The organism is Pseudomonas sp. GM74, assembly GCF_000282455.1.
GTDB lineage: Bacteria > Pseudomonadota > Gammaproteobacteria > Pseudomonadales > Pseudomonadaceae > Aquipseudomonas.
In genome coordinates this window covers 1-14,725 of sequence record NZ_AKJG01000022.1, presented here as the reverse complement: position 1 = coordinate 14,725, position 14,725 = coordinate 1, and the positions used below count along the sequence as shown (strand labels likewise).

14 protein-coding genes are annotated in these 14,725 nt (G+C 60.5%); 12 read left to right on the top strand and 2 right to left on the bottom strand.

The window, feature by feature from the left end; all coding sequences use genetic code 11:
- The 5 genes from PMI34_RS22695 to araH form a co-directional block, all read left to right on the top strand.
- Nucleotides 1-628, top strand: a 628-nt coding sequence (locus PMI34_RS22695; RefSeq protein ID WP_008047063.1) for an SMP-30/gluconolactonase/LRE family protein, incomplete at its 5' end; no start/stop codon positions are given.
- 273 nt (nucleotides 629-901) lie between these two features.
- Nucleotides 902-1,720: an SDR family oxidoreductase gene (locus PMI34_RS22700; protein WP_008047061.1), complete on the top strand. Its 819-nt coding sequence runs from the start codon at nucleotides 902-904 to the stop codon at nucleotides 1,718-1,720.
- Between the two features lie 142 nt (nucleotides 1,721-1,862).
- Nucleotides 1,863-2,867: a substrate-binding domain-containing protein gene (locus tag PMI34_RS22705; RefSeq protein WP_008047060.1), complete on the top strand. Its 1,005-nt coding sequence runs from the start codon at nucleotides 1,863-1,865 to the stop codon at nucleotides 2,865-2,867.
- A gap of 64 nt (nucleotides 2,868-2,931) precedes the next feature.
- The gene (araG, locus tag PMI34_RS22710) at nucleotides 2,932-4,470 is read left to right on the top strand and encodes an L-arabinose ABC transporter ATP-binding protein AraG (RefSeq protein WP_008047058.1); all 1,539 of its coding nucleotides are present in this window, start codon (nucleotides 2,932-2,934) and stop codon (nucleotides 4,468-4,470) included.
- 12 nt (nucleotides 4,471-4,482) lie between these two features.
- A complete protein-coding gene (gene araH / locus PMI34_RS22715; protein ID WP_032829400.1) occupies nucleotides 4,483-5,451 on the top strand; it encodes an L-arabinose ABC transporter permease AraH in 969 nt (322 codons plus the stop codon).
- A 201-nt stretch (nucleotides 5,452-5,652) separates the two neighbouring features.
- Here araH and PMI34_RS22720 read toward each other — a convergent pair whose 3' ends face one another.
- Nucleotides 5,653-5,976 carry a hypothetical protein gene (locus PMI34_RS22720; RefSeq protein WP_008047048.1) on the bottom strand — a complete coding sequence of 108 codons (324 nt, stop codon included), beginning with the start codon at nucleotides 5,974-5,976 and terminating at the stop codon, nucleotides 5,653-5,655.
- Nucleotides 5,977-6,301: 325 nt separating this feature from the next.
- Here PMI34_RS22720 and PMI34_RS22725 point away from each other — a divergent pair, with 325 nt between their 5' ends.
- The 6 genes from PMI34_RS22725 to PMI34_RS22750 all read left to right on the top strand — a co-directional run bounded on the left by PMI34_RS22725 (nucleotide 6,302) and on the right by PMI34_RS22750 (nucleotide 12,105).
- Entirely contained in the window at nucleotides 6,302-6,784 is a 483-nt protein-coding gene (locus tag PMI34_RS22725) for a GNAT family N-acetyltransferase (RefSeq protein ID WP_008047047.1), read from the top strand.
- Between the two features lie 144 nt (nucleotides 6,785-6,928).
- Nucleotides 6,929-7,921, top strand: a complete 993-nt coding sequence (locus PMI34_RS22730) for a 2-dehydro-3-deoxygalactonokinase (RefSeq protein ID WP_008047045.1) — start codon at nucleotides 6,929-6,931, stop codon at nucleotides 7,919-7,921.
- Between the two features lie 19 nt (nucleotides 7,922-7,940).
- On the top strand, nucleotides 7,941-8,561 hold the full coding sequence (locus PMI34_RS22735) for a 2-dehydro-3-deoxy-6-phosphogalactonate aldolase (RefSeq protein WP_008047042.1): 621 nt from the start codon (nucleotides 7,941-7,943) through the stop codon (nucleotides 8,559-8,561).
- Between the two features lie 49 nt (nucleotides 8,562-8,610).
- Nucleotides 8,611-9,759: a galactonate dehydratase gene (gene dgoD, locus PMI34_RS22740; RefSeq protein ID WP_008047041.1), complete on the top strand. Its 1,149-nt coding sequence runs from the start codon at nucleotides 8,611-8,613 to the stop codon at nucleotides 9,757-9,759.
- Between the two features lie 171 nt (nucleotides 9,760-9,930).
- A complete protein-coding gene (locus tag PMI34_RS22745; protein ID WP_008047039.1) occupies nucleotides 9,931-11,241 on the top strand; it encodes an MFS transporter in 1,311 nt (436 codons plus the stop codon).
- Nucleotides 11,242-11,301: 60 nt separating this feature from the next.
- Entirely contained in the window at nucleotides 11,302-12,105 is an 804-nt protein-coding gene (locus tag PMI34_RS22750; RefSeq protein ID WP_008047037.1) for an IclR family transcriptional regulator, read from the top strand.
- Nucleotides 12,106-12,283: 178 nt separating this feature from the next.
- Here the strand turns inward: PMI34_RS22750 and PMI34_RS22755 are convergent, their stop codons facing one another.
- Complete coding sequence (locus PMI34_RS22755; protein WP_008047035.1) at nucleotides 12,284-13,948, bottom strand: electron transfer flavoprotein-ubiquinone oxidoreductase; 1,665 nt, start codon at nucleotides 13,946-13,948, stop codon at nucleotides 12,284-12,286.
- A 548-nt stretch (nucleotides 13,949-14,496) separates the two neighbouring features.
- Between PMI34_RS22755 and PMI34_RS22760 the strand changes: the two genes are divergently transcribed.
- A partial coding sequence (locus tag PMI34_RS22760; protein ID WP_008047026.1) for an electron transfer flavoprotein subunit beta/FixA family protein occupies nucleotides 14,497-14,725 on the top strand: 229 nt, incomplete at its 3' end.

Below are 14,725 nucleotides of genomic sequence, written 5' to 3'. Positions count from 1 at the left end.
ACCGCGCCTGACATTGTTCTGCGTGGTAGATCCGCAACCGGGCAATCGCCCCAACGAAGCTCGTTGCGACGCCCAGGGCCGGCTCTGGCTCGGCACCATGCAAAACAATATCGGCGAACACGGCGAGGACCTGCCCATCGTCCGTCGTTCCGGCGGGCTGTTCCGCATCGATCGCGCCGGGCAGGTTGCGCCGTTGCTGCGCAATCTGGGCATTCCCAACACGCTGCTGTGGAGCGATGACGCTACTCGCGTGTATTTCGGCGACAGCCTCGACGGCACTTTGTATCGACATTTCATCCGTACCGACGGAGCCCTCGATGCGCCGCAGGTCTGGTTTGGTCCGCACGGACGTGGCGGCCCGGACGGTTCGGCGATGGATGCCGAAGGTTTTATCTGGAATGCCCGTTGGGATGGCAGCTGCCTGCTCAGGTTGAGCCCGGACGGCAAAGTCGATCGGATCATCGAGCTACCGATCAGTCGCCCCACCAGCTGTGTTTTTGGCAGTGGAGACCTGAAAACCCTGTACATCACCAGCGCGGCGAGTCCGCTGGGCCATCCGTTGGATGGGGCGGTGTTGTCGATTGCAGTGGATGTGCCTGGAAAGCATTGCACGCGGTTCGCCGGATAAATCCCACAATACGGGATGTAAATATATATATTGAGATTTGTCGCGAGCCGGGTTTATAGTCGGCCTCACGAGTTACATGCACTCACACTTAAAAAAACAAAACAGGTGAAGTGATGCAGCGAAGTTTCCCCGTGTTCCCTTGCGGAGCCTGTGCCTCAGAACGTTTCCGGGCTGAAACGTTTTCGCACTCACCTGTTTCCTGCCCAGCGCCTTTTGACCGGACATCGACAGATGCCCGGTTTTCGTCGTGTCTTCGAACAGGAGTCTTGATCCATGGTTGAACCACTGTCATTGCCACCGGTGCCCGAACCGCCCAAGGGCGAACGCCTGAAAAACAAGGTCGTATTGCTCACCGGTGCCGCCCAGGGTATCGGCGAAGCGATTGTGGCGACCTTCGCGTCCCAGCAGGCCAGGCTGATCATCAGCGACATTCAGGCCGAGAAAGTCGAGAAGGTCGCGGCGCACTGGCGGGACCAGGGCGCCGATGTAGTGGCGATCAAGGCTGACGTGTCGCGTCAGCAGGATCTGCACGCCATGGCCCGGCTGGCGATCGACCTGCACGGCCGGATCGATGTGCTGGTCAACTGCGCCGGGGTCAACGTGTTTTGTGATCCGCTGGAAATGACCGAGGAAGACTGGCGTCGCTGCTTCGCCATCGACCTCGATGGTGCCTGGTACGGTTGCAAGGCGGTGCTGCCGCAGATGATCGAGCAGGGCATCGGCAGCATCATCAATATCGCGTCCACCCATTCCACCCACATCATCCCTGGCTGCTTCCCGTACCCGGTGGCCAAGCATGGCCTGCTCGGCCTGACCCGCGCTTTGGGCATCGAATATGCGCCCAAGGGTGTGCGCGTCAACGCGATTGCGCCGGGCTACATCGAAACCCAGTTGAACGTCGATTACTGGAACGGTTTTGCCGACCCTCACGCCGAACGCCAGCGTGCGTTTGACCTGCACCCGCCGCGCCGCATCGGGCAGCCGATCGAAGTGGCAATGACCGCCGTGTTCCTGGCCAGTGATGAAGCGCCGTTCATCAATGCCTCGTGCATCACCATCGATGGTGGCCGCTCGGTGATGTACCACGACTGAGTGATCGGGCTTTCAGGCGTCTTGCTATGTCCGAAATCCAATCATCATACGATATGACTATTGGCGGTATGGTTTTACCGCCTGTTGGTTAACAAAGAACGCTTTCAAAGAACGCTCAAGAAAAATAACAAGGAGTCAGCTTATGAATCGTCGTCATGCTATCCGTTCCCTGTGCTGTGCCGCGTTGGCGGTCTCGGCGTTCAGCCTGAACAGCACGCTGCTGGCAGCCGAGGAAGTGAAGATCGGTTTCCTGGTCAAGCAGGCGGAAGAACCCTGGTTCCAGACCGAGTGGGCCTTTGCGGAAAAGGCCGGGAAAGAGAAGGGCTTCACCCTGATCAAGATTGCCGTGCCCGACGGTGAGAAAACCCTTTCTGCCATCGACAGCCTCGCGGCCAACGGCGCCAAGGGCTTTGTGATCTGCCCGCCGGACGTGTCCCTCGGCCCGGCGATCATGGCCAAGGCCAAGCTCAACGGGTTGAAAGTGATCGCCGTCGATGACCGTTTCGTCGATGCCGGCGGCAAGTTCATGGAGGACGTGCCGTACCTTGGCATGGCTGCTTTCGAAGTCGGCCAGAAACAAGGCAATGCCATGGCGACCGAAGCGAAGAAACGCGGCTGGGACTGGAAAGACACCTATGCGGTGATCAATACCTACAACGAACTCGACACCGGCAAAAAGCGCACCGACGGTTCGGTCAAAGCGCTGGAAGATGCCGGCATGCCGAAAGACCACATCCTGTTCGCGGCCCTCAAGACCCTCGACGTGCCGGGCAGCATGGACGCCACCAACTCGGCGCTGGTGAAACTGCCGGGGGCGGCGAAGAACCTGATCATCGGCGGCATGAACGACAACACCGTGCTCGGCGGTGTGCGCGCCACCGAGAGCGCCGGTTTCGCGGCGGCCAACGTGATCGGCATCGGCATCAACGGTACCGACGCCATCGGCGAGCTGAAGAAACCCGACAGCGGCTTCTACGGCTCGATGCTGCCGAGCCCGCACATCGAGGGCTACAACACCGCGAGCATGATGTACGAGTGGGTCACCACCGGCAAAGAACCTGCGAAGTACACCGCCATGGACGACGTGACGCTGATCACCCGCGACAACTTCAAGCAGGAACTGGAAAAGATCGGCCTGTGGAACTGATGGCCATTGATTTCAGCGGCGGCCTTGGCGACGGGGCGGCCTGTCCGGTTTGAAGAGGTGGGTTATGCACGCGCAAACACATACACAACAATACATCGGCAGCTTGCGCTTCAACGGGATCGGCAAGACCTTTCCCGGGGTGAAGGCGCTGGACAACATCAGCTTCGTCGCCCATCCGGGGCAGGTTCACGCCTTGATGGGCGAGAACGGCGCCGGCAAGTCGACGCTGCTGAAAATCCTCGGCGGGGCCTACACGCCTTGCAGTGGCGCCTTGCAGATCGGCGAGCGGACGATGGACTTCAAGTCCACCGCCGACAGCATCGGCAGTGGCGTCGCGGTGATCCATCAGGAACTGCATCTGGTGCCGGAAATGACCGTGGCCGAGAACCTGTTTCTCGGGCATCTGCCAGCCAGTTTCGGCCTGATCAATCGCAGCACCTTGCGTCAGCAGGCACTGACCTGTCTCAAGGGCCTGGCCGATGAAATCGACCCGCAGGAGAAAGTCGGGCGCCTGTCCCTCGGCCAGCGGCAACTGGTGGAAATCGCCAAGGCGTTGTCCCGTGGCGCCCACGTGATTGCCTTCGACGAACCCACCAGCAGCCTTTCGGCACGGGAGATCGACCGCTTGATGGCGATCATCGGCCGGCTGCGGGACGAGGGCAAAGTGGTGCTCTATGTCTCCCACCGCATGGAAGAAGTGTTCCGCATCTGCAACGCGGTGACGGTGTTCAAGGACGGGCGTTACGTACGCACGTTCGACGACATGAGCCAGTTGACCCACGATCAATTGGTCACCTGCATGGTCGGGCGCGACATCCAGGACATCTACGATTACCGCCCGCGCCAGCGCGGCGCGGTGGCACTCAAGGTCAATGGTCTGCTCGGGCCGGGGTTGCGTGAACCGGTGAGTTTCGAGGTGCACAAAGGCGAAATCCTCGGGTTGTTCGGGCTGGTCGGTGCCGGTCGCACCGAGCTGTTGCGCCTGCTCAGCGGCCTGGCGCGCAACAGCGCCGGACAGCTGAAACTTCGTGGCCATGAACTGACGCTTCGTTCACCCCGGGACGCGATTGCCGCCGGGATCCTGTTGTGCCCCGAGGACCGCAAGAAGGAAGGCATCCTGCCGCTGGCCAGCGTCGCCGAGAACATCAACATCAGCGCTCGCGGCGCCCACTCCACCTTCGGTTGCCTGTTGCGCGGCCTGTGGGAGAAGGACAACGCCGAGCAACAGATCAAGGCGCTGAAAGTGAAGACGCCCAACGCGGCGCAGAAAATCATGTACCTGTCCGGTGGCAATCAGCAGAAGGCCATTCTCGGCCGCTGGCTGTCGATGCCGATGAAAGTGCTGCTGCTCGACGAACCCACCCGCGGCATCGACATCGGTGCCAAGGCCGAGATCTACCAGATCATCCATAACCTGGCCGCCGAGGGGATCGCGGTGATTGTGGTGTCCAGCGACTTGATGGAAGTCATGGGCATTTCCGACCGCATCCTGGTGCTGTGCGAAGGCGCCCTGCGTGGCGAATTGAGCCGCGAACAGGCCAACGAATCCAACCTGCTGCAACTGGCTTTGCCGCGCCAACGCGCCGACGGCGTGGCGAACTGAGAGGTGACTATGATGACAACCCAAAACAACACCCTGCCAACCACGCGCAAACCGCTGGACATGCGGCGCTTCCTCGACGACTGGGTGATGCTGCTGGCGGCGGTCGGCATCTTTGTCGCCTGTACCTTGCTGATCGACAACTTCCTTTCACCGCTGAACATGCGTGGCCTGGGCCTGGCGATTTCCACCACCGGGATCGCTGCGTGCACCATGTTGTATTGCCTGGCGTCCGGGCATTTCGACTTGTCGGTGGGCTCGGTGATTGCCTGCGCCGGGGTGGTCGCGGCGGTGGTGATGCGCGACACCAACAGCGTGTTTCTCGGTGTCTGTGCGGCGCTGGTGATGGGCCTGATCGTCGGGCTGATCAACGGGATAGTGATCGCCAAACTGCGGGTCAACGCGCTGATCACCACGCTGGCGACCATGCAGATCGTGCGCGGGCTGGCCTACATCTTCGCTAACGGCAAAGCGGTGGGGGTGTCCCAGGAATCATTCTTTGTGTTCGGTAACGGCCAGATATTTGGCGTGCCGGTACCGATCCTGATCACCATCGTCTGCTTCCTGTTCTTTGGCTGGCTGCTGAACTACACCACCTACGGGCGCAACACCATGGCCATTGGCGGCAACCAGGAAGCGGCGTTGCTGGCCGGTGTGAATGTCGATCGTACCAAGATCATCATCTTCGCCGTGCACGGCGTGATCGGTGCGCTGGCGGGGGTGATCCTGGCTTCGCGAATGACCTCCGGCCAGCCAATGATCGGCCAGGGTTTCGAACTGACGGTGATCTCGGCCTGCGTGCTGGGCGGGGTGTCGTTGAGTGGCGGGATCGGCATGATCCGGCACGTGATCGCCGGGGTGTTGATTCTGGCGATCATCGAGAATGCGATGAACCTGAAGAACATCGATACGTTTTATCAGTATGTGATTCGCGGTTCGATCTTGCTGCTGGCGGTGGTTATTGACCGCCTCAAGCAACGCTGACACTCATTTTTCTGTGGGAGCGGGCTTGCCCACGAAGGTCTGACTGAAATGTAAATGTTGGATATGAAGACGCCTTCGCGGGCAAGCCCGCTCCCACAGGGTTCTGCCTTCACACATTGAGTGGTGGTGTGGCATAGATCCTGTGGGAGCGGGCTTGCTCGCGAAGGGGCCATTAGCTTCAGTACATTTCTCCTGGCTTCACTATTGGCTCAAATTGCTTTCCTCGTCCTCGGTGGTGCTTGAACCGAGGCCACCACTGGCGGGTGTTTTTTTGTCCGGCAGGTTCGTCCCGCCCTGACGTCCCGCGTCAATGCCTTTAATCCGAGGGTCGGTGCCGGTGGCGGGCGGCAGGTTATGGTCGATTGTCGTGCCATCGGTGTTCATGCCGGGGGCACTCTGGATGGCGGGGGCCCTGGGTTTTTCCACCGGATTGGTCGGGCCGGTGCTCGAGCCGATGGTCCCGGCGAAGGAGGCTGCGGACAAAAGCCCAGTGAGAACGAGGGCAGTCAACCTGGACAGGGTCATGGTGGTGTCTCCAACGGGTAGAGTCCTTACCTGATTAGTCCGCCCTCGATCCGGATGGGTGCAGTGTTGGCGACGAATGGCTCAGACCTGCTCCAGTGCCCTGATCGCCGCGCTCATGAAACCGAGGAAGAACAGCGAATAGTCGAGTGAGTGCGCCGCTGCGTAACTGGTCACGCAGTGCCCGAATGTCAGGTCCGAGGTTATCGATTCCAGGGTTGGTTATGGCCGGAGTAATGAGTGCATTTGTGGTCAGTGAGCAAGCTCACTCGCCACGCGTCACGCGCCGACTTAGTATGGCGTTTTCCACTTTTGACAAGGCACGTCCATGACGATCGAAATCCGCCCGGCGACCCCCAGTGACGCACCGCAAATCCTCGCGTTCATCACTGAACTGGCCGACTACGAACGTGCCCGCCATGAAGTCATCGCCAGCGTTGCCGATATCGAGCGCAGCCTGTTCAGCGAAGGCGCCACCGCCCATGGCCTGATCTGCCTGCGCGACGGCGCACCCATCGGTTTCGCGGTGTTCTTCTTCAGCTATTCCACCTGGCTTGGCAGCAACTGCCTGTACCTCGAAGACCTCTACATCACCCCGGAACAGCGCGGCGGCGGTGCGGGCAAGACCCTGCTGCGGCATCTGGCGAAAATCGCCTGCGCCAATGACTGCGGGCGTTTCGAGTGGAGCGTGCTGGAGTGGAATACGCCGGCCATCGATTTCTACAAATCCCTGGGCGCGCAGCCGCAGGAGGAGTGGGTGCGCTATCGGATGGATGGGGCGGTGTTGCGGGATTTCGCAGCGGGTAACTGATCGCTTTTAAAAGATCGCAGCCTTCGGGCTGCGTTTTTTTGTCTTATCTCATAATATGGGATTGATATTTATATATTGAGATTTGTCCCGTCTCAGGTTTATAGTCCCGCTCACTCACTGCCAAAAACCAAAACAGGTGAAGCGATGCAGGCGCAATTGATCGCGCTCGACTGGGGGACAACCTCATTACGTGCTTACAAACTGGCTGAAGGCGGGCAAGTGCTCGAACAGCGTTCGCTGTCTTCGGGGATCATGCAGCTGCCGAAAGCGCCGCGAATCATTGGCGGTCGGGAATGCGCCGATGGTTTCGAACTGGCCTTCGATGAGGCTTGCGGCGACTGGCTCGATGCCCGGCCGCATTTACCGGTGATTGCCTGCGGCATGGTCGGCAGCGCCCAGGGCTGGTGCGAAGCGGCTTACCGCGACACGCCGGCGAACGTCGCCACGCTCGGTACTTCCTTGCAAACCGTGCGCAGCCTGCGCGGCGTTGATGTGCATATCGTGCCCGGCGTCATCGAGCGTTCGCCTTTGCCGAACGTGATGCGCGGCGAAGAAACCCAGGTGCTCGGCGTGCTGCAAAACCTGGCGAGCGAGGCGGGCGCTGATCTGCTGATCGGCCTGCCGGGCAGCCATTCGAAATGGGTGGAAGTGGCCGACGGCTGCATCATGCACTTCGACACTTTCATGACCGGCGAAGTCTTTGCCGTGCTCAGTCAACACAGCATTCTCGGACGCACCCAACAATGTGGCGGGTCTTTCGATGGCGATGCGTTTGATCGCGGCGTGCGGGTCGCGTTGTCGGCGGACGGTGAAATCGGTCCGCTGTCGACCATGTTCAGTGCCCGCAGTCTAGGGCTGACCGGTGAACTGAGCGCTGCGGCGCAAGCGGACTATCTGTCCGGCCTGCTGATCGGCCACGAGTTGGTGGCCTTGGCCTGCGTTCAACGGCGTCGGCGCAACAGCGTGCATCTGCCGTCGATCATCCTCATCGGCAACACCCAACTCTGTGCCCGCTACAGCCGTGCGCTCGACGCCTGCGGTTTTGTCCGGGTGACCCTGGCCGAACAGGCCACCGAACGCGGATTGTGGCAACTGGCACTGGCTGCCGGCCTGCTCACGTGCACCGCATCCCGTTAAACCTGACTGGAGTCCTGACATGCTCAAACAAGCCCTGGCGCAAAACGGCCTGATCGCGATCCTGCGTGGCCTGCGCCCGCAGGAAGCGGCAGCCATCGGCGAAGTGCTGTACGCCGCCGGATTTCGTGTCATCGAAGTGCCGCTCAATTCCCCCGAGCCGTACGAAAGTATCCGCATCCTGCGCAGTACCTTGCCCGCCGATTGCCTGATCGGTGCCGGCACGGTGTTGACCCCGGAGCAGGTCGAGCAAGTGAAAGCCGTGGGCGGCCAGGTGATCGTCATGCCCCATAGCGATCCGAAGGTGCTGCGCGCGGCGAAAGCGGCGGGGCTGTATCTGTCACCGGGAGTCGCCACGCCGACCGAAGCCTTCGCGGCGCTGGCCGAAGGCGCGGATGTGCTGAAGATGTTCCCGGCCGAGCAGATGGGCCCGGCGGTCGTCAAAGCCTGGCTCGCGGTGCTGCCCGCCGGAACCATTCTTGTGCCGGTCGGCGGGATCACGCCGGACAACATGCAGTCGTTCATCGACGCCGGCGTCAAAGGTTTCGGCCTCGGTTCCGGCCTGTTCAAACCGGGCATGACGCCAGCGCAAGTGGCGGCCAATGCCCAGGCCTACGTCGCTGCCTGGAAAGCCCTTCGCTAAGACTTCATTGAGCGCCGAGCGCGCTGCATCCAATAAGAGAGACAAGCAGATGAAAATCACCAAACTGACCACCTTCATCGTTCCGCCGCGCTGGTGCTTCCTCAAGGTCGAAACCGACGAGGGCGTCACCGGTTGGGGCGAGCCCGTGGTCGAAGGCCGCGCCCACACCGTTGCCGCTGCCGTTGAAGAATTGTCCGATTACCTGATTGGCAAAGACCCGCGCAACATCGAAGACATCTGGACCGTGCTCTATCGCGGCGGCTTCTACCGTGGCGGCGCGATCCACATGAGCGCCCTGGCCGGTATCGACCAGGCCTTGTGGGACATCAAGGGCAAGGCGCTGGGCGTGTCGGTCAGCGATCTGTTGGGTGGTCAGGTGCGGGACAAGATTCGTGTGTATTCGTGGATCGGCGGCGACCGTCCGGCGGATACCGCGCGGGCGGCGAAAGAAGCGGTCGAGCGTGGTTTCACCGCGGTGAAAATGAACGGCACCGAAGAACTGCAATTTCTCGATACCTTCGACAAGGTCGACCAGGCCCTGGCCAACGTCGCTGCCGTGCGCGATGCCGTCGGCCCGAACGTTGGCATCGGTGTGGACTTCCATGGCCGGGTGCACAAGCCCATGGCCAAGGTGCTGATGAAGGAGCTTGATCCGTACAAGTTGATGTTCATCGAAGAGCCGGTGCTGAGCGAAAACTACGAAGCGCTCAAAGAGCTGGCGCCGCTGACCAGCACGCCGATCGCCCTGGGTGAGCGCTTGTTCTCGCGTTGGGATTTCAAGCGCGTGCTCAGCGAAGGCTACGTCGACATCATCCAGCCGGATGCCTCCCACGCCGGCGGTATCACTGAAACCCGCAAGATCGCCAACATGGCCGAAGCCTACGACGTGGCGCTGGCGTTGCATTGCCCGCTGGGCCCGATTGCCCTGGCGGCGTGCCTGCAACTGGACGCGGCTTGCTACAACGCGTTCATCCAGGAACAGAGCCTGGGCATCCATTACAACGAGAGCAACGACCTGCTCGACTACGTCAAAGACCCAAGGGTGTTCGACTACGACAAAGGCTTCGTGAAGATCCCGAACGGCCCGGGCCTGGGCATCGAGATCAACGAGGAATACGTGATCGAACGCGCCGCCATCGGCCACCGCTGGCGCAACCCGATCTGGCGCCATGCCGATGGCAGTTTTGCCGAGTGGTGATCCCGTTCTGATTCACCAATAACCCTGTGGGAGCTGGCTTGCCAGCGATGACGGCAGCACATTCAACATTGATGTGACAGATCCACCGCTATCGCTGGCAAGCCAGCTCCCACAGGGTTCGGTGCAAGGCCATAGGCCGACCTCAATAACCATAAGAAGAGGCACCCCCCCATGCAACCGCAAACCCTCACCGGGCAGGCGTCGTTGGTGACGCCCAGCCGCAAGCGTTTTTTCATCATGGTGCTGTTGTTCATCACCGTGGTGATCAATTACCTGGACCGCAGCAACCTGTCGATTGCCGCCCCGGCATTGACCAGTGACCTGGGCATCGACCCGATTCATGTCGGCCTGATCTTCTCTGCCTTCGGCTGGACCTACGCTGCCATGCAGATCCCCGGCGGCTGGCTGGTGGATCGCGTACCGCCACGGATTCTGTACAGCGTCGCCTTGCTGCTGTGGTCGGTGGCCACGGTGATGCTCGGCTTCGCCGCCAGCTTCATCGCGCTGTTCGTCCTTCGCATGGCAGTCGGTGCCCTGGAAGCGCCGGCGTATCCGATCAACAGCCGCGTGGTCACCACCTGGTTCCCCGAGCGCGAGCGCGCCACGGCCATCGGTTTCTACACCTCCGGGCAGTTCGTCGGCCTGGCCTTCCTGACGCCGGTGCTGGCCTGGCTGCAGCATGAGTTCGGCTGGCACATGGTGTTCGTCACCACCGGCGCGGTAGGCATTGTGTGGGCGGTGATCTGGTACGCGGTGTATCGCGAGCCTCGGGATTTCAAAGGCGCCAATGACGCAGAGATTGATCTGATCCGCGAGGGTGGTGGGCTGGTGGATATCCAGGCCGAACAGGCCAAGGTCAAAGCCAAATTCAGCTGGACCGACCTGGGCATCGTCCTGACCAAACGCAAGCTCTGGGGCATCTACCTCGGGCAGTTCTGCCTCAATTCGACCCTGTGGTTCTTCCTCACCTGGTTCCCGACCTACCTGGTGAAATACCGTGGCATGGACTTCATCAAGTCCGGCCTGTTGGCATCGCTGCCGTTTCTCGCGGCCTTTGTCGGCGTACTGTGTTCCGGTTTTTTCTCGGACTTTTTGATCCGTCGCGGTTACACGGTAGGTTTCGCCCGCAAGTTGCCGATCATCAGCGGCTTGCTGATTTCAACCTCGATCATCGGCGCCAACTTTGTCGAGTCGACGCCGCTGGTCATTGCCTTCCTCGCGCTGGCATTCTTCGGCAATGGCCTGGCTTCGATCACCTGGTCGCTGGTGTCGACCCTGGCTCCGGCACGCTTGCTCGGGCTGACCGGCGGGGTGTTCAACTTCATCGGCAACCTGTCGGCGATTGCCACGCCTATCGTGATCGGCTTTCTCGCGACGGGTGATTCTTTTGCCCCGGCAATCACCTACATCTCGGTGCTGGCATTGATTGGCGCACTGTCCTACATCTTGCTGGTGGGCAAGGTCGAGCGTATCAAGTTGTAGTCGTGGCACGCGGGCGACCATAATGCCGCCCGTTCACTCGCTCAACGGTAAAGGCTGGATATGCAGGAAGACGCCCCAAAAGTCGCCAAGGACGCCGCACCGACCGGCACTCAGACACTGCTTCGCGGTCTGGGTGTGGTTCATGCCGTGGCCAGCGGCGCCCGCGATCTCAAGGAAATCGCCCGGCTGATCGGCACCACGCGCAGCACCACCCATCGCCTGGCCAGTTGCCTGGTGGACGAGCGTTATCTGCGGGTGGTGCCGCAAGTCGGTTATCTACTGGGGCCGAAACTGATCGAACTGGGCTTTCAGGCCCGTGAAGAGTTGCCGTTGGTGACCCTGGCCGGGCCGTATCTGGATGAGTTGTCGGCGTTGACCGGCGACACCATTCACTTGGCGATTCGTGAAGGCGACGAAGTGCTGTACCTGCACAAGAATCCGGGGCGCAATGGCCCGGAAATGCGTTCGCGGGTCGGCCATCGCATGCCGTTGGCGCGCACCGGGATCGGCAAGGCGCTGATGCTCGATGATTCGCCGCAAGAGTGGCAGCGCCTGTACGAAGTCAGCCTGCCGGTGGGTGGGAAAAACCAGTTCTGGCCGCAGCACCCGGAGCAATCCTGGGAGCAGTTCGAGCAGCGCATGGTCGAGTACGTGGCCGGCGGTTATGCCTTCGACCTTGAAGACAACGAACCGTCGATCCGCTGCGTGGCCGCGCCGATCCGCGATGCCAGCAAACGCATCGTCGCCGGCATCAGCATCGCCAGCACCGTGCCGTACATGCCGCTGGAAAAAATGGCCGAGCTGATTCCCCTGATCAAAGGGGTCACGGCCCGGCTGTCGGCGGAGCTGGGTCTCAAGGTTTAAACGCAGAACACTGTGGGAGCGGGCTTGCCCGCGATAGCGGTGGATCAGTCAACGTCAATGTTGAATGATGAACCGTCATCGCTGGCAAGCCAGCTCCCACAGGGAGTGGTGTTATGCCCTGGATCGCAGGCAACAAAAAGGCCCCCGTTTCGGGAGCCTTGATGTTCAGCGGTTCGGCTTACATGTTCGGGTAAGTCGGGCCGCCTGAGCCTTCCGGTGTCACCCAGGTGATGTTCTGTGCAGGGTCCTTGATGTCGCAGGTCTTGCAGTGAACACAGTTCTGGGCGTTGATCTGGAAGCGCTTCTCGCCGTCTTCCTTGGTGATCACTTCATACACGCCAGCCGGGCAGTAACGTTGTGCCGGCTCATCGTACAGCGGCAGGTTCTTGCTGATCGGGATGCTCGGATCGGCCAGCTTCAGGTGGCATGGTTGTTCTTCTTCGTGGTTGGTACCGGAGATGAACACCGAGCTCAATTTGTCGAAGCTGATCTTGCCGTCCGGTTTCGGGTAGTCGATCTTCTTGCAGTCCGCCGCGAGCTTGAGGCAGGCGTAATCCGGCTTGGTGTCGTGCAGGGTGAACGGCAGTTTGCCGCCGAAGATGTTCTGGTCCAGCCAGTTGAAACCGCCGCCGACGATGGCGCCGAACTTGTGGATCGCCGGGCCGAAGTTGCGGCTGGCGAACAGTTCTTCGTAGAGCCAGCTGTTCTTGAACGCGTCGACGTAGGTGGTCAGCTCTTCGCTGCTGTCCTTCTCGGCGAACAGGGCTTCAGCCACGGATTCAGCGGCGAGCATGCCGGACTTCATCGCGGTGTGGCTGCCTTTGATCTTGGCGAAGTTCAGGGTGCCGAGGTCGCAACCGATCAGCGCGCCGCCCTTGAACACCATTTTCGGCAGCGAGTTCAGGCCGCCCTTGCAGATGGCGCGGGCGCCGTAGCTGATGCGCTTGCCGCCTTCCAGGTACTGAGCAAGCACCGGGTGATGCTTGAGGCGCTGGAACTCGTCGAACGGCGACAGGTAGGTATTGCTGTAGGACAGGTCGACGATCAGGCCAACCACGACCTGGTTGTTTTCCAGGTGATACAGGAAGGAGCCACCGGTGTTTTCGGTGCCCATGATGTCCATCGGCCAACCGGCGGTGTGCACCACCAGGCCCGGCTGGTGCTTGGCCGGATCGACTTCCCAGATTTCTTTCAGGCCGATGCCGTAGTGCTGGGCATCAGCGTCGGTGTCCAGGTTGAAACGCTTGATCAGCTGCTTGCCGATGTGGCCACGGCAACCTTCGGCGAACAGCGTGTACTTGCCGCGCAGCTCCATGCCCGGAGTGTACAGGCCTTCCTTCGGGTTACCTTCGCGGTCGACGCCCAGATCGCCGGTGATGATCCCGCGAACCACGCCGTTCTCGTCGATCAGCGCTTCCTGAGCGGCGAAGCCCGGGTAGATTTCCACACCCAGGTTCTCGGCCTGCTGGGCCAGCCAGCGGCACAGGTTGCCCAGGGAGATGATGTAGTTGCCTTCGTTGTGCATGGTCTTGGGCACAAAGAAGTCAGGGATTTTCTGCGCGCTTTCAGCGTTCTTCAGCACGAAGATGTCGTCGCGGGTGACGGGGGTGTTCAGCGGCGCGCCGAGTTCTTTCCAGTCCGGGAACAGTTCGTTCAGGGCCCGTGGTTCGAACACGGCACCGGACAGAATGTGAGCACCGACTTCGGAGCCTTTTTCGACCACGCAGACGCTGATTTCCTTACCGGCTTGCGCAGCCTTCTGCTTCAAGCGGCAGGCGGCGGAAAGACCAGCGGGGCCGGCACCGACGATGACAACGTCGAATTCCATGTATTCGCGTTCCACAGGTTATCTCCTACTCAAGGCTCAACAGTTTTTTTTCTAATTTGGAAGTCGGGTGTCGCATCCATGAATCCCGGCGCAACGCCGGAAGAGGACAATCGATTGACCACCTTTCTCTTTTGGTGGCGCATTATATCTACACCACTCTCAGCGTCCAATACAAACGTTTGTTTGAATTGGCTCAAAGCCAGAGAAATCAAAGTCACGCGCCTTATGAACGGCCATTTTGGCGTATTGACCGGAATAGGCGTTCCGGTCAAGATACGGGCGGTTTTGCGCTCGCCGTAGGCTGACTGTTGGTTTCAAGAGCACCTCTAAAGACAGGGCGATGGCAGTAGAGAGTGATGCGCTGCGCGGGTTTGATACGCAGTCTACACGCCGCGATGTTGAATGACTCGTCAGTCACCACTGACGAACGGTCATCCAGATCATGAGCGATGGTCACTTGACACCTTAGCCGGCGTTTTTGGAGGTGCCCTTGCGCCCGATGAGCATCAACCGCCAGGTTCGCCTAGGCGACTTTCTTTTCACCGGAGAGTAACGAGGAATCCATGAAGGTTCTTGTAGCTGTCAAACGCGTTGTGGATTACAACGTCAAGGTTCGCGTCAAGGCGGACAATTCCGGCGTCGATCTTGCCAACGTCAAGATGTCGATGAACCCGTTCTGCGAAATCGCCGTGGAAGAAGCCGTACGCCTGAAAGAGAAGGGTGTTGCGACTGAAATCGTCGTCGTCTCCGTAGGCCCGTCCACCGCTCAAGAGCAACTGCGCACCGCGCTGG